The sequence below is a fragment of the Kocuria aegyptia genome, assembly GCF_039530085.1.
Classification (GTDB): Bacteria; Actinomycetota; Actinomycetes; order Actinomycetales; family Micrococcaceae; genus Kocuria; species Kocuria aegyptia.
In genome coordinates this window covers 113,009-127,008 of the sequence record NZ_BAAAOA010000007.1, presented here as the reverse complement: position 1 = coordinate 127,008, position 14,000 = coordinate 113,009, and the positions used below count along the sequence as shown (strand labels likewise).

At 71.9% G+C, this 14,000-nt stretch carries 14 protein-coding genes; 5 read left to right on the top strand and 9 right to left on the bottom strand.

The genetic code is table 11. The features are described from left to right. Positions 1-22: 22 nt before the first annotated feature. Complete coding sequence (locus tag ABD220_RS02820; RefSeq protein WP_344119636.1) at positions 23-1,150, bottom strand: mannose-1-phosphate guanylyltransferase; 1,128 nt, start codon at positions 1,148-1,150, stop codon at positions 23-25. Between the two features lie 223 nt (positions 1,151-1,373). On the opposite strand from ABD220_RS02820, the gene sdhC reads away from it, so the two are divergent. The 4 genes from sdhC to ABD220_RS02800 all read left to right on the top strand — a co-directional run bounded on the left by sdhC (position 1,374) and on the right by ABD220_RS02800 (position 5,076). Further along, a complete protein-coding gene (gene sdhC, locus ABD220_RS02815; RefSeq protein WP_017832184.1) occupies positions 1,374-1,754 on the top strand; it encodes a succinate dehydrogenase, cytochrome b556 subunit in 381 nt (126 codons plus the stop codon). A gap of 5 nt (positions 1,755-1,759) precedes the next feature. After that, the gene (locus ABD220_RS02810; RefSeq protein ID WP_344119635.1) at positions 1,760-2,248 is read left to right on the top strand and encodes a succinate dehydrogenase hydrophobic membrane anchor subunit; all 489 of its coding nucleotides are present in this window, start codon (positions 1,760-1,762) and stop codon (positions 2,246-2,248) included. 105 nt (positions 2,249-2,353) lie between these two features. Next, positions 2,354-4,105 carry a succinate dehydrogenase flavoprotein subunit gene (gene sdhA / locus ABD220_RS02805; protein ID WP_344119633.1) on the top strand — a complete coding sequence of 584 codons (1,752 nt, stop codon included), beginning with the start codon at positions 2,354-2,356 and terminating at the stop codon, positions 4,103-4,105. Next, the gene (locus ABD220_RS02800; protein WP_344119631.1) at positions 4,105-5,076 is read left to right on the top strand and encodes a succinate dehydrogenase iron-sulfur subunit; all 972 of its coding nucleotides are present in this window, start codon (positions 4,105-4,107) and stop codon (positions 5,074-5,076) included. Before sdhA ends, ABD220_RS02800 begins: the two co-directional genes overlap by 1 nt. Before the next feature lie 70 nt (positions 5,077-5,146). On the opposite strand, the gene ABD220_RS02795 is transcribed toward ABD220_RS02800, so the two are convergent. The 8 genes from ABD220_RS02795 to ABD220_RS02760 all read right to left on the bottom strand — a co-directional run bounded on the left by ABD220_RS02795 (position 5,147) and on the right by ABD220_RS02760 (position 12,956). Further along, positions 5,147-6,253 (bottom strand): YihY/virulence factor BrkB family protein, encoded by a 1,107-nt coding sequence (locus tag ABD220_RS02795; RefSeq protein ID WP_344119629.1) that lies wholly within the window; start codon positions 6,251-6,253, stop codon positions 5,147-5,149. Between the two features lie 12 nt (positions 6,254-6,265). Further along, the gene (locus ABD220_RS02790) at positions 6,266-6,829 is read right to left on the bottom strand and encodes a 2'-5' RNA ligase family protein (protein ID WP_344119628.1); all 564 of its coding nucleotides are present in this window, start codon (positions 6,827-6,829) and stop codon (positions 6,266-6,268) included. A gap of 28 nt (positions 6,830-6,857) precedes the next feature. Beyond that, positions 6,858-7,922 (bottom strand): tryptophan--tRNA ligase, encoded by a 1,065-nt coding sequence (gene trpS / locus ABD220_RS02785; protein ID WP_344119626.1) that lies wholly within the window; start codon positions 7,920-7,922, stop codon positions 6,858-6,860. A 43-nt stretch (positions 7,923-7,965) separates the two neighbouring features. Next, positions 7,966-8,802, bottom strand: coding sequence for an exodeoxyribonuclease III (locus ABD220_RS02780; protein ID WP_344119625.1), 837 nt, complete (start codon positions 8,800-8,802; stop codon positions 7,966-7,968). A 78-nt stretch (positions 8,803-8,880) separates the two neighbouring features. Next, on the bottom strand, positions 8,881-9,408 hold the full coding sequence (locus ABD220_RS02775) for a hypothetical protein (protein WP_344119623.1): 528 nt from the start codon (positions 9,406-9,408) through the stop codon (positions 8,881-8,883). A 110-nt stretch (positions 9,409-9,518) separates the two neighbouring features. Next, complete coding sequence (locus ABD220_RS02770) at positions 9,519-10,406, bottom strand: bifunctional methylenetetrahydrofolate dehydrogenase/methenyltetrahydrofolate cyclohydrolase (RefSeq protein WP_344119621.1); 888 nt, start codon at positions 10,404-10,406, stop codon at positions 9,519-9,521. A gap of 2 nt (positions 10,407-10,408) precedes the next feature. Then, positions 10,409-11,695, bottom strand: a complete 1,287-nt coding sequence (gene glyA / locus ABD220_RS02765) for a serine hydroxymethyltransferase (RefSeq protein ID WP_344119619.1) — start codon at positions 11,693-11,695, stop codon at positions 10,409-10,411. A gap of 34 nt (positions 11,696-11,729) precedes the next feature. Continuing rightward, positions 11,730-12,956, bottom strand: a complete 1,227-nt coding sequence (locus ABD220_RS02760; protein ID WP_344119617.1) for a heparan-alpha-glucosaminide N-acetyltransferase domain-containing protein — start codon at positions 12,954-12,956, stop codon at positions 11,730-11,732. Between the two features lie 240 nt (positions 12,957-13,196). Between ABD220_RS02760 and ABD220_RS02755 the strand changes: the two genes are divergently transcribed. After that, positions 13,197-13,943, top strand: coding sequence for a response regulator transcription factor (locus ABD220_RS02755; RefSeq protein ID WP_344119616.1), 747 nt, complete (start codon positions 13,197-13,199; stop codon positions 13,941-13,943). The last annotated feature ends 57 nt before the right edge of the window (positions 13,944-14,000 follow it).

The window sequence follows — 14,000 nt, the reverse complement described above, 5'->3', positions numbered from 1 at the left end:
GGGCGCGCACGGCCCCGGACGCTCACAGCACGTCCGTGTTGCCCCTCTGCTTGAGCGAGGCCACCGCGTCCTTGACGCGCTGGGCGTGCTCCCGGGTGGTCACCAGCAGCGCGTCGGGGGTGTCGACGACGACGATGTCCTCGACCCCGATCAGCGCGATCAGCCGGCCCGTGTCCGAGACGACGATGCCGCTGGAGCTGTCCGAGAGCACCCGGCTGTTGTCGCCGAGGACCGTGACGTCGGGATCGGTCTGAGGATCGACATGGTTGAGCCGGCGGATCGCGGCGAAGTCCCCGACGTCGTCCCAGGTGAAGCTCGCCGGGACCATGGCCACGTCCCCGGCGGCCGCCGCGGGCTCGGCCACGGCGTAGTCGATCGCGATCTTGGGCAGCCCGGGCCACACCCGGTCCACCACCTCGTCCTGGGCGGTCGTGCCCCAGGCGTCGGCGATCTCGGTGAGCCCCGCGTGCAGCTGCGGCTGGCTCGCGGCCAGGTGGCGCAGCAGCAGGGACGCCGGGGCCACGAACATCCCGGCGTTCCACGTGTGCTTGCCGCCGGCCACGTAGTGCCGGGCGGTGTCCTCGTCGGGCTTCTCCACGAACTCCTCGACCTGCAGGGCGTGCGGCGCGCCCTGCAGCCCGAGCTCGGCGCCGGCCCGGATGTAGCCGAAGCCGGTGGCCGGTGAGCTCGGCGGGATGCCGATGGTCACGATCCGCCCCGACGCCGCAGCGGCCACGGCCTCCCGCACGACGTCCTGGAAGGCGTCGGCGGGCTCGATCACGTGGTCGGCGGCGAAGGACCCGACGATCGCCTCGGGGTCGCGGCGCTGGACGAGCATGCAGGCCAGGCCGATGGCCGCCGCCGAGTCCTTCGGGGACGGCTCGAGCACGAGGTCCCGCGCGGAGAGCTCCGGGAGCTGACGGCAGACCGCGGCGGCGTGGGTGCGCCCGGTCACGACCATGACCGGGCCCTCGCCCAGGCCCGCGAGCCGGTCGTACGTGGCGCGGAGCAGGGACGAGCCGGAGCCGGTGAGGTCGAGCAGGAACTTGGGGGCGTCGGCCCGGGAGAGCGGCCACAGCCGGGAGCCGACCCCTCCGGCAGGAATGAAGGGGTGGAAGTGCGCGAGTGGGGAGATCACGGACAACACCATACGACCTCGTCGGGGAACGCCCGGAAAACCACGTCCGCCCGCGGCGGAAACCGTGCGCCCGGGCGGGACATCCTGTCAGTAAACACCGGCCGTGCTGGTATCGTGGGAGGGAACTCGCGCATCATCCGACACAGAGCCGGAGGGCTCCGCTCACGTCGTGCGCAGTGCGAATTCCCGATATTTCTAGAGCGCACGACGGCGAGCGACTCAGGGAGGTTTTTCAGTGGCGAAGACATCCAAGGGCACCCTGTACCGGGGCCAGGCTCATGGCCAGTGGTCCTGGGTGGCCCACCGCATCACCGGCGTGGCCATCTTCTTCTTTCTTCTGGTCCACGTCCTGGACACCGCGCTCGTGCGGGTCTCACCCGAGGCCTACAACGCGGTCATGGCGACCTACAAGAACCCGGTCATGGGCCTCGGCGAGGCCGGTCTCGTGGCGGCCATCGTCTACCACGCGTTCAACGGCCTGCGCATCATCATGGTCGACTTCTGGTCCAGCGGCACCAAGTACCAGAAGCAGATGCTCTGGGGCGTGCTGGCCCTGTGGGTCGTCGTCATGATCCCGTTCCTCATCCGTCACCTGTCCCACGTCTTCGGGGGTTAATCACAATGAGCACTCCGCTCAAGGCAAGCATCTCGGTCCCCCGGAGCAAGGACCTCGAGGTCAACGGCGTCAAGTACAACCGCTCCTCGTCCCGGCGCAACAACTTCGAGATGTTCGCGTGGCTGTTCATGCGCCTGTCCGGCGTGATCCTGGTGGTGCTCATCTTCGTCCACCTGTGGGTCAACCTCGTGGGCCCGGAGGGCGGCGTGAACGCGGTGGACTTCGCGTTCGTGGCCGGCAAGTGGGCCAGCCCGTTCTGGCAGGTCTTCGACATGCTCCTGCTGTGGCTCGCGATGCTGCACGGGACCAACGGCCTGCGCGTGATCATCGACGACTACGCGGAGCGGGACCGGACCCGGTTCTGGTTGAAAGTCTTCCTCTTCACCACGTCCGCCTTCGTGGTCCTGCTCGGCACCCTCGTCATCTTCACCTTCGAGCCCTGCCCCGCCGGCGCGGACCCCGCCCTGCTCGCCGGCTTCTGCACCGCGGGCTGAGCCCTGCCGGAGGCGGCCGGCCCGCGGCGGGCCGCCTCCGCCGCCCGGTCACAGGCGACCAGGCCCAGCACATCCCCCGAACTTCCAACAGAAAGAACAACCGGTATGCAGGTTCACAAGTACGACGTGGTCATCATCGGCGCCGGTGGTGCCGGTATGCGCGCCGCCATCGAGGCCGGCCAGCGCGCCCGCACTGCCGTACTGACCAAGCTGTACCCCACGCGCTCCCACACCGGCGCGGCACAGGGCGGCATGTGCGCGGCCCTCGCCAACGTCGAGGAGGACAACTGGGAGTGGCACACGTTCGACACCATCAAGGGCGGTGACTACCTGGTCGACCAGGACGCCGCCGAGGTGATGGCCAAGGAGGCCATCGACGCCGTCCTCGACCTCGAGAAGATGGGCCTGCCCTTCAACCGCACCCCCGAGGGCAAGATCGACCAGCGCCGCTTCGGCGGCCACACCCGGGACCACGGCAAGGCCCCCGTGCGCCGTGCGTGCTACGCCGCGGACCGCACCGGCCACATGATCCTCCAGACCCTGTACCAGAACTGCATCAAGCACAACGTGGAGTTCTTCAACGAGTACTACGTCCTGGACCTGATCATGACCGAGGTGGACGGTCAGCGCCGCGTCGCCGGCGTCGTCTCCTACGACCTCGCCTCCGGGGAGCTGCACGTCTTCCAGGCCAAGTCCGTGGTCTTCGCCTCCGGCGGAGCGGGCAAGGTCTACAAGACGACCTCCAACGCCCACACGCTCACCGGCGACGGCATGGCGATCGCGTTCCGCAACGGCCTGCCCCTCGAGGACATGGAGTTCATCCAGTTCCACCCGACCGGCCTGGCCGGGCTGGGCATCCTCGTCTCGGAGGCGGCCCGCGGCGAGGGCGGGATCCTGCGCAACGCCGACGGCGAGCGGTTCATGGAGCGCTACGCCCCGACCATCAAGGACCTCGCCCCCCGCGACATCGTGGCCCGGTCCATGGCCAACGAGGTGCGCGAGGGCCGCGGCGCCGGGCCGAACAAGGACTACGTCCTGCTCGACCTCACCCACCTCGAGCCGGCGCACATCGACGCGAAGCTGCCCGACATCACGGAGTTCGCCCGAACGTACCTGGGCGTGGAGCCCTACACCGAGCCCGTCCCGGTGTTCCCGACCTGCCACTACGCCATGGGCGGCATCCCGACCAACATCAAGGCCGAGGTGCTCCAGGACAACGAGACGGTGGTCCCGGGCCTGTACGCCGCCGGCGAGGTCGCCTGCGTGTCCGTGCACGGCTCCAACCGCCTGGGCACCAACTCGCTGCTGGACATCAACGTGTTCGGCAAGCGCGCCGGCATCTACGCGGCCGAGTACGCGCAGCAGGCGGAGTTCGTGCCCGTCCCGGACACCGCCCTGGACAGCACCGTGGCGCTGCTCGACAACGCCCGCAACGGCACCGGCACCGAGAAGGTCGCCGCGATCCGCAAGGACCTGCAGGACACCATGGACCTCAACGTCCAGGTGTTCCGCACCGCCGAGACCCTGCAGACGGCGCTGGACGACATCGCCGCCCTCGAGGCCCGGTACGCGAACATCTCCATCCAGGACAAGGGCAAGCGCTTCAACCTGGACCTGCTCGAGGCCGTGGAGCTCGGCTTCCTCCTCCAGCTCGCGAAGGTCATGACCGTGGCCGCCCTGCACCGCAACGAGTCCCGCGGCGGGCACTTCCGGGAGGACTACCCGGAGCGCGACGACGCCAACTTCATGAAGCACTCGATGGTCTACCTCGACCCCTCCTCCCCCACCGCGGGGATCCGGCAGGAGACGAAGCCCGTCATCTTCACCCGCTACGAGCCCATGGAGCGTAAGTACTGATGTCCACCGCACACACTCCCGACCGTCCCGAGGACGGCCGCAACGACGACCCGCAGGACCGCGCCCCCGAGCACGGCCACGCCCCGGGTCACGACCAGGACGACCGCGCCGGCTACAAGACCGACGCGGACGCCGGGTCCGCCGACGCACGCGACGAGGCCGCGGCCCCGGCCGTGGACCCTGCCGCCGAGAACGCCGAGGGCGGGGAGCCCGCCTCGCAGGTGCAGCTGCCCGAGGAGCAGCAGGGCAACCAGGAGATCCCGACCTTCGACCTCACCCTGCAGATCCGCCGCTACAACCCGGAGGTCTCGGACGAGGTCCGCTGGGACGAGTTCAAGCTCACCATGTACGGCACCGACCGCGTGCTGGACGCCCTGCACAAGGTGAAGTGGGAGATCGACGGGACCCTGGTCTTCCGCCGCTCCTGCGCCCACGGCGTGTGCGGTTCGGACGCCATGCGCATCAACGGCCAGAACCGCCTCGCCTGCAAGGTGCTGCTCAAGGACCTCGACCTGTCCAAGCCCGTCACGGTGGAGCCCATCAAGGGCCTGCCGTGCGAGAAGGACCTGATCGTGGACATGGAGCCGTTCTTCCAGTCCTACCGCGAGATCATGCCGTTCCTGGTGGCCGGCGGCAACGAGCCGACCATGGAGCGCTACCAGTCCCAGGAGGACCGGGCGCGCTTCGACGACACCACCAAGTGCATCCTGTGCGCCGCGTGCACGTCGTCGTGCCCGGTGTTCTGGACCGACGGCCAGTACTTCGGTCCCGCGGCGATCGTCAACGCGCACCGGTTCATCTTCGACTCCCGCGACGACGCCGGGGATCTGCGCCTGGAGATCCTCAACGACAAGGAGGGCGTGTGGCGGTGCCGCACGACCTTCAACTGCACCGAGGCGTGCCCGCGCGGGATCCAGGTCACGCGGGCCATCGCCGAGGTCAAGAACGCCATCCTGAGCCGCTCCATGTGAGCGTGCCCCGGCCGACGCGGCCCGTTCCCTGCACGGCAGGGGACGGGCCGCCGTCGTCCGGGGCGGCAGCTCAGCGGCGCCGGGCCGGGGAGGCCATGGGCACGACGGTGATCGCGACGTTCTCACCGTCGGGGTGCACCCTCCCGCCGCGCTGGTCCGCGTGCACGATCGCCCCGATGGCCGCCGAGAACAGCAGGATCTGGTTGAACAGGTAGAACCACAGGAGCACGCCGACCACGAGGGCCACCGAGAGCAGGTACGGGTTGGTGGTGGCCCCGGCGATCACCGCGCCCCCGATGTAGCGCAGCGCGAAGTTGCCGGCCGCCGCGGCGAGCACCGTGACGGCCAGGGCACGGCGGGTGATCCGCAGCCCGGCCACGCCCCGCACGAGCTCGAGGGCGAAGAGGGCGTCGAGCACGACGACGAGCAGGGTGCTCAGCGCCCACGTCATCCCGGTGCGCAGCCACTCGGGGCCGCTGCCCCAGCCCAGCTCCCCGGCGGCATCCAGCAGGAAGCCCAGGAAGCCCGAGGCCGCGCCGTTGGCCACGACCGAGAGGGCGAGCAGCACGCCCAGCAGGAGCAGGCCCAGCAGGTCCCGCGGCACGGCCGCGATGGGCAGCCCGTGCGCCGGGGGTACCTCGAAGAGCCGCCGGAACGCCAGCCGCACGCCGGAGACCCAGCGCCAGCCGGAGAAGAACAGGACGGCGGCGCCGATCACCGTGGCGAGGGTGAAGGGCCGCGTGTCCTCGAGCAGCTCCAGGGGGACCACTCCCCCCTCCCCGGTGTCGAGCAGCCCCGGCACGCGGGCCGTCACGGCCTCCACCACGGCGTCCCGCACCTGGGGGTCGTTGCCGAGGAACACGCCGATCACGGAGAAGCCCATCACCAGCAGGGCGGTGGAGGCGAAGATCAGCACGAAGGACAGACCCGCCGCCATCAGGGGCCCGCCGTGGAAGAGGTAGTGCAGGACCACGCGGACCGGCATCCGCCGGTACGTCTCGGCGAGCGCCACCCCGAGCGCCGCTCCGGCCACGCCCAGGACGCCGGCGCCGGCGGCCCGCTTCTCGCGCAGCAGCGCCCGCTGGCGCAGGGCCTCGCGCCGCATGCCGTGCCGGTCGACCGCGCGGGGCGGCAGCTCCGGGACGGGACCGGTGCGGGGGCCGGCGCGGGTGCTCATGGCCGGGGCGGCTCAGCGCCGGTCGCGGTCGTGCCCCGTGAAGGGGAACTCCTCGCGGATCCGCCAGACGCCCCGGCCGTCGAGCTCGTAGAGACCGATCCGGTCCACCAGGAACCCGGCGCGGTAGGTCCGCAGCATCTCCTGGGCGCGGTCGAGGTCCTCCTCCTCCACGGCCTGGGCGATCGTGACGTGGGGATGGAACTCGAAGGGGGACGCCGAGACGAGCCGCTCCTCGTGCAGGGCGTGGTGCAGCGCCCGGCACTGCTCCTCGCCCTCGTCGATGCGCAGGTAGACCACCGGGCTCACGGGGCGGAACGTGCCCGTGCCGTTGATCTCCACCCGGAACGGCTCCCACTCGCGGGCCACGGAGCCCACCCGCTCCACCACGTCCGCCCAGCGCTCCGCCTGCGGGGCGATCATCAGCGTGATGTGCGCCGGCACGGCGTAGGAGGCGGGGTCCCCGAAGGACGCGCGCCAGTCCTGCAGCTCCCGGCCCACGGGCTCGGGCAGCTCGATCACCACGCCCGCGTACACCTGGCCGGGGCGGATCGTGGGGGACTGCTGCGTACGGGTCAACTCAACTCCTCACAGGACGGGACCCAGCCTAGCCCAGCCCCCCGGACCCGCACAGGCGCGGCAGGAAGCCCATCCGGTCGTAGACCGCTGCCAGGGTCCGGACGGTGATCTCCCGGCCCTTCTCGGCGCCCCGGGCGAGGAGGCGGTCCAGTTCCGCGGGGTCGTCCAGCAGCTCCTGGGCGCGCGCCTGGATGGGGTCCAGCGTCTCGGTGACCACCTCGGCCAGCCCCACCTTGAGGTGGCCGTACAGCTTTCCCTCGTACTCCCCCACGACGTCGGGCACGGACCGGCCCGTGAGCGCCGAGTACACGGTGAGCAGGTTGGCGATGCCCGGCTTAGCCTCGCGGTCGAAGCGGATCTCCGTGCCGTCGTCGGTGACGGCCGAGCGGATCTTCTTCGCGTTCTTCTTGGCGGGGTCGAGCAGCCGGATCAGCCCGTTCTCCGATGCGGCGGACTTGGACATCTTGGCGACGGGGTTCTGCAGGTCGTAGATCTTGGCGGACTCGGCGAGGATCTTCGCCTCCGGCACCACGAACGTGTCCCCGAAGCGGGCGTTGAACCGCTGGGCGAGGTTGCGGGTCAGCTCGAGGTGCTGGCGCTGGTCCTCCCCCACGGGGACCTGGTGGGCCTGGTAGATCAGGATGTCCGCGGCCATCAGCACCGGGTAGGCGAACAGCCCGACCGTGGCGTTCTCGGCGCCCTGCCGGGCGGACTTGTCCTTGAACTGGGTCATCCGGGACGCCTCGCCGAAGCCCGTGATGCAGTTGAGCGCCCAGGCGAGCTGGGCGTGCTCGGGCACGTGGGACTGCACCAGCAGGGTGGAGCGCTCGGGGTCGATGCCCGCGGCGATGTACTGGGCCGCCGTGGTGCGGGTCCGCTGGGCCAGGGCGGCCGGGTCCTGCTCGGCGGTGATGGCGTGCAGGTCGGCGACGAAGAACACGCACTCGTTGTCGTCCTGCAGGTCCACCCAGTTGCGCACGGCCCCCACGTAGTTGCCCAGGTGCAGGGAGTCCGCCGAGGGCTGCACCCCCGAGACGACACGGGGCTTCCCGGAGTCGGTGGGGACGTCGAACGGTACGGGCTCAGGGGTCACGGTGCGGGGTCCTTCGATCGGGCGGGCGCGGAGCGGGAGCGGGTCAGAGCTGGTAGTCGACCACCACGGGCGCGTGGTCGGAGAAGCGGGTGTCGTAGCTGGGGGCACGGTCCACGACGGCGGTCAGGGCCCGGGCCGCGAGCCCCGGGGTGGCCATGTGGTAGTCGATGCGCCACCCGGCGTCGGTGTCGAAGGCCTTGCCGCGGTAGGACCACCACGTGTACGGCCCCGGGACCGGTCCGGCCAGCTCACGGGCGACGTCCTTGTACCCGTGCTCGCCGAAGAAGCGGTCGAAGTAGGCGCGCTCCTCGGGCAGGAAGCCGGCGTTCTTGACGTTGCCCTTCCAGTTCTTGATGTCGAGCTCGGTGTGGCCCACGTTGAGGTCGCCGACGACGAGCACGTGCTCCCGTGTGCGGGCGAGCTCGGGCAGCCGCTCGGTCATGACGTCGAGGAAGCGGTACTTGTCGTCCTGGCGGGGCGTGCCGACCTCCCCGGAGTGGACGTAGGCCGAGACCACGGTCAGCGTGGTGCCGTCGGCCAGGGCGTGGTCGGTCTCCACCCACCGGCCCGAGGTCTCGAAGTGCTCGTGGCCGATGGAGCCGCGCCGCTGCGCGGGCAGCAGCGACCCGCCCCGGGCGTCGCGGCGGGTGGCCACGGCCACGCCGGCCCGGCCCTTGTCGGCCGCCTCGGCGTGGTGGAGGTCCCACACCTGCTCGTCGAGCAGGTCCCGGACGACCCGGTCGGGGGCCCGGACCTCCTGCAGGCACAGGATGTCCACGTCCCGGCCCGTCAGCCAGTCGGCCATGCCGCGCTTGTAGGCGGCGCGGAGACCGTTGACGTTGACGGTGGCGACGCGCAGGACGTTCTCGGGGCGGGACATGCGGGGGCACCTGGCTTCCGGGTGGTGGCGAGCGGGGGGGACGTGCTGGGGCTTGTGGCCGGGGGGACGGGCGAGGGGTCAGTCGACCACGGTGCCGCTGAGGGGTTCCTGGCGCAGCATGCTCATCCCGTTGCCGGCCGTGATGTCGATGGTGTCGAGGGCGCGGTCCAGGGCCTCGCGCTCGGGGCCCTCGACGGACAGCGCGGAGAGCTCCTGCTTGATCACCTTGGACTGGACCAGGACGATCTGGAAGCTGTGCGAGAGCTTCTCGTCCCGCATGGAGTCCGCGGCCCCGGAGCGGGTGGCGGCGGGGGCCCGGCCGGGGCCGGTGCGCAGCTGCTCCCTGGCCTCGTCGACCTGCCGGCGGCCGAAGCGGGCGGCCTTGCGGACCATGAGCACCACCCAGGTGGCGAGCAGCAGCCAGCCGAGGGCGATGCCGGCGAGCGCCCAGCCCAGCCACGAGTTGGCGTTGGCGGCCTGGAGCAGCGCCACCACGAAGATGACCACGAGCACGGCCAGCCCGATCACCGTGCCCCACCGGGCGGTGCGGGAGGCGGGCTCGGCGGCCGGGGAGGTGGACGGAGTGGGGGATCCGAGGGAGCGCATGGCCCCATTGTCTCAAATCCCGGCCCGGGCCACGAACCGGCCGGCGCCCTCCGGCGCCGGGAACGGCCACGCCCCCGGGAGCGACGGCTCCCGGGGGCGTGGCGCGGTGCTCAGCGCAGGCCGGCCTGCCGCTCGGCGCTCTCCACGACGTTGAGCAGCAGCATGGCCCGGGTCATGGGCCCCACCCCGCCGGGGTTCGGCGACATCCAGGAGGCCTTCCGCTCGGCGGCCGGGTCGATGTCCCCGGTGAGCGTCTTCCGGCCCGTCCCGGGGTCCTCCACGCGCGAGACCCCGACGTCGAGGAGCACGACCCCCTCCTTGAGGCTGTCGGCCGTGATCATGTGCGGCCGCCCGGCGGCGGCCACGACGACGTCGGCCTGGGCCAGCAGCTCGTCGAGGTTCCGCGTGCCGGTGTGCGCGAGCGTGACCGTGGCGTTGATCTCCTTGCGGGTCAGCAGCAGCCCCATCGGCCGCCCGACGGTCACGCCGCGGCCCACGACGAGCACGTGCTGGCCCGCGAGGTCGACGTCGTGCCGGCGCAGCAGCTCGAGCACCCCGTTGGGCGTGCAGGGCAGCGGGGAGGTCATCGGCTCGGAGACGTTGAGCACCAGGCGGCCGAGGTTCGTCGGGTGCAGCCCGTCGGCGTCCTTGTCCGGATCGACGCGCTCGAGCACCGCGTTGGTGTCGATGTGCCCCGGCAGGGGCAGCTGGACGATGTAGCCGGTGCACGCGGGGTCCGCGTTGAGCTCGTCCAGGACGCGCTCGAGCTCCTCCTGGGAGATGTCCGCGGGCAGGTCGCGGCGGATCGAGGAGATGCCGACCTCGGCGCAGTCCCTGTGCTTGCCGCCCACGTAGGAGTGCGAGGCAGGGTCGTCGCCCACCAGCACCGTGCCGAGGCCGGGGGTGATCCCCCGCTCCGCCAGCACGGCGACGCGCTCGGCGAGCTCGGCCTTGATGGCGGCGGACGCCGCCCGCCCGTCGAGGACCTGCGCGCCCACGATCACCACTCCTCGAGGCCGTCGTAGAGCGGGAAGTCCGCGGCCAGCCGGTCCACCCTGGCCCGCAGGGCCGTGATGTCGGCCCCGGGCTTGAGGGCGGTGGCGATGATCTCGGCGACCTCCTCGAACTGGGCGGTGCCGAAGCCGCGGGTGGCCAGCGCGGGGGTGCCGATCCGCAGTCCGGAGGTGACCATCGGCGGCCGCGGGTCCCACGGCACGGCGTTGCGGTTGACGGTGATCCCCGCCTGGTGCAGGAGGTCCTCGGCCTGCTTGCCGTCCAGCTCGGAGTCGCGCAGGTCCACCAGGACCAGGTGCACGTCGGTGCCGCCGGTCAGCACGGACACCCCGGCCCGGGCGACATCGGCGGCGCCGAGCCGCTCGGCGAGGAGGCGGGCGCCCTCGACGGTGCGCTCCTGGCGGGCGCGGAACTCCTCGGTGGCCGCGATCTTGAAGGCCACGGCCTTGCCCGCGATGGCGTGCATGAGCGGTCCGCCCTGCTGGCCGGGGAAGACGGCGGAGTCGATCTTCTTCTTGAGCTCTCCCGTGGTCAGGATCACGCCGGAGCGGGGCCCCGCGAGGGTCTTGTGCACGGTGGAGGTCACCACGTGGGCGTGGGGCACGGGGTTGGCGTGCAGGCCCGCGGCCACGAGGCCCGCGAAGTGGGCCATGTCCACCCACAGCTTCGCCCCGACCTCGTCGGCGACCGAGCGGAACGCCTCGAAGTCCAGTTCCCGCGAGTACGCGGACCAGCCGGCCACGATGACCTGCGGGCGCTCGGCGAGGGCCTGCTCCCGCACCTTGTCCATATCGATGGTGTAGGTGTCGGGGTCGACCTCGTAGGCGGCGATCTCGTAGAGCTTGCCGGAGACGTTGAGCTTCATCCCGTGCGTGAGGTGGCCGCCGTGGGCCAGGGAGAGGCCCATCAGCTTGTCGCCGGGGGTCATGAGCGCATGCATGACCGCCGTGTTGGCCTGGGCGCCGGAGTGCGGCTGGACGTTGGCGTGCTCGGCGCCGAACAGGGCCGTGGCACGGTCCCGGGCGAGGTTCTCGACGACGTCGACGAATTCGCAGCCGCCGTAGTAGCGGCGCCCGGGATAGCCCTCGGCGTACTTGTTCGTCAGCACGGAGCCCTGCGCCTCGAGGACCGCCCGGGGCGCGAAGTTCTCCGAGGCGATCATCTCGAGGGTGCCGCGCTGACGGCCGAGCTCGTCGGCGATGGCCGCCGCGATCTCCGGATCGACCTCGGTGAGGGGCTGGTTGGTGACGGACGGGGACGTGCTCGTGGACATGCCGCTCCTGACATCGGGGACCTGGGTGGACCGTCTACGAGTTTAGGCGATGGCGCAGCACCCGGTCCCGACCGGCGTGCGCGGCCCGGCCGACGGCCCGTTCGAGGGGCCCCTGGCCCCGGGACCGGCGCCAGAGGACGGCGAAGCCGGTGCCCACCAGGACGTGCACGAGGAACCACAGCACCGGCTGCCCGTGGTGCAGCTCCAGGAAGAGGCCGAGCAGGTGTGCCGAGTACAGGGTGAGGGTCATGGAGCCGGCCGCGACCAGCGGCAGCAGCACGCGCTCGGCCCGGCGGGCCACGAGGAGGCACAGGCCCAGGGCGAGGGCCCCGGCGCCCACCCCGCTCAGCAGGGCGAGCGGGGTGTTGGTGTGCGGCCCGGTCACGGCCAGCCACCACCAGGTGGACGAGGGCAGGACGGGGTCCGGTCCGTACACGAGAACGTCCTGGACGTCCTCGCGGCCCAGGAACGGGCTCGCGGCGAGCAGCCGCTCGATCCCGCCCAGGGGGTGCAGCAGCAGCCAGGAGGTGACGGCGGACGCCGCCGCGAGCGCGGCCCCGCCGATCGCCAGGCCGGCCTGCGTGCGGACGGCCGAGAGGTCCAGCCGCCCCAGGGCCAGGCCGGTGAGGAGGTAGACGAGATAGGTGACCCCGGGGTAGGACCCGGTCACGAGCAGCTGGGCGAGGGTGGTGCCGGGCTCGGTGAGGGCCTCGGCGACGCCGGGGTTGTGGACGCCGAAGCCGGGCAGGACGGGGCCGAGCGAGTGCACCAGCACGGGTCCGAGCACGGCGAGGCCCGCGGCCCAGGCGAGCAGGGCGCGCGCCGGCAGGTGCAGGAAGGGCAGGGCGAGCAGGAAGAACACGCCGTAGTAGACGAGGATGTTGTACGCGGGCGGGTCGCCCGGCGACAGCTGGTTGATCAGCAGCCCCAGCACGGTGATCAGCACCGCGCGCACGAGCAGCCCGGCCCGGTCGGCGCTCCTCCGGGGTCCCTCGTGCACGCGGGTCCCGCCCGAGCCGAGGGCCAGCCCCACGCCGGCGAGGAGGGCGAACAGGGCCGCGGCGCGGCCGGAGAACAGCGTCCACTGGGCGGTGGCCTCGAAGGTCTCCGGGTCCCAGGCCGGCAGGATGTGCACGGAGACCATGCCGAGCAGGGCGAGGCCGCGGGCCGCGTCGATCCCGACCAGGCGCCGGCGGGCGCGCGGTGCGGCGGACGGCTCGGCGGACCGGGCCTCCCCGACCGGGTGGTGGGTGTGCAGCATGACGGTGGTTCCCCTCTCGTGGTGCTCCGGCGGGCCCCGGGCCCGACGGGTCCGGGCCCGGGGCCCGGTCGTGCTGCCACTCCAGCAGGCGGGGATGTGGCGCCCTTATCGGCTTCCTGTGCCGAGGCTGTGAAGCACGTCCGCGAACGGTCCGCGCGGGACCAGGGAGCGGGTCCGGCGCTACGCTGAGGACGGTCCGGGACGCCGGCGCCGCCGGCGCGGACCAGGAGGGAGCCCGTCGTGACCGAGCCCGTGCAGCGGCCGACCGCCGTGGACCTCCCGCGCCTGCGGCACCCCGGCGGCGCACCGGTGCGCGCCCTCGTCGTCGACGACGAGCCGCTGCTGGCCCAGATGGTGACCATGGGACTGTCGATGCTGGGCTGGCAGGTGCGCTCCGCCCACGACGGGGACGCCGCGGTGGCCGAGGCCCGCGCCTTCCGGCCGGACGTCCTGGTGCTGGACGTGATGCTCCCGGGGTGCTCGGGGGTGCAGGTGCTCGAACGGGTCCGCTCCTTCTCCCCGTCCGTCCCGGCCCTGTTCCTCACCGCGAAGGACAGCACCGAGGACCGCATCACCGGCCTCGCGGCCGGCGGGGACGACTACGTGACGAAGCCGTTCGACATGGAGGAGCTGCTGCTGCGGCTGCACCGCCTGGTGCAGCGCGCGGGCATCGCCCACCCGGACACCGCGGAGCTGGTCGTGGGGGACCTCGTGCTCAACGCGGACACCCGGGAGGTCCGCCGCGGCGACGACGAGATCGCGCTGACGGCCACCCAGTTCGACCTGCTGCGCTGCCTCATGGAGAACGCGCGCCGGGTGCTCAGCAAGCCGCAGCTCCTCGAGCGGGTCTGGGGCTACGACTTCGGCGGCCAGACCAACGTCGTGGAGCTCTACATCTCCTACCTGCGCAAGAAGATCGACGCCGGCCGCCCGCCCATGATCCACACCGTGCGCGGGGCCGGCTACGTGCTCAAACCCGCCGAGTGAGCGCCCGCCGAGGAAGTGTCGTCCCATGAGCAACCGTCCGACGAGCAACCGTCCGAC

Bases quoted from the DNA above. Each gene is read 5' to 3' on its own strand.
- ABD220_RS02820 (WP_344119636.1), bottom strand. From the start codon at position 1,150: ATGGTGTTGTCCGTGATCTCCCCACTCGCGCACTTCCACCCCTTCATT.
- ABD220_RS02810 (WP_344119635.1), top strand. From the start codon at position 1,760: ATGAGCACTCCGCTCAAGGCAAGCATCTCGGTCCCCCGGAGCAAGGAC.
- sdhA (WP_344119633.1), top strand. From the start codon at position 2,354: ATGCAGGTTCACAAGTACGACGTGGTCATCATCGGCGCCGGTGGTGCC.
- ABD220_RS02800 (WP_344119631.1), top strand. From the start codon at position 4,105: ATGTCCACCGCACACACTCCCGACCGTCCCGAGGACGGCCGCAACGAC.
- ABD220_RS02795 (WP_344119629.1), bottom strand. From the start codon at position 6,253: ATGAGCACCCGCGCCGGCCCCCGCACCGGTCCCGTCCCGGAGCTGCCG.
- ABD220_RS02780 (WP_344119625.1), bottom strand. From the start codon at position 8,802: ATGTCCCGCCCCGAGAACGTCCTGCGCGTCGCCACCGTCAACGTCAAC.
- ABD220_RS02775 (WP_344119623.1), bottom strand. From the start codon at position 9,408: ATGCGCTCCCTCGGATCCCCCACTCCGTCCACCTCCCCGGCCGCCGAG.
- glyA (WP_344119619.1), bottom strand. From the start codon at position 11,695: ATGTCCACGAGCACGTCCCCGTCCGTCACCAACCAGCCCCTCACCGAG.
- ABD220_RS02760 (WP_344119617.1), bottom strand. From the start codon at position 12,956: ATGCTGCACACCCACCACCCGGTCGGGGAGGCCCGGTCCGCCGAGCCG.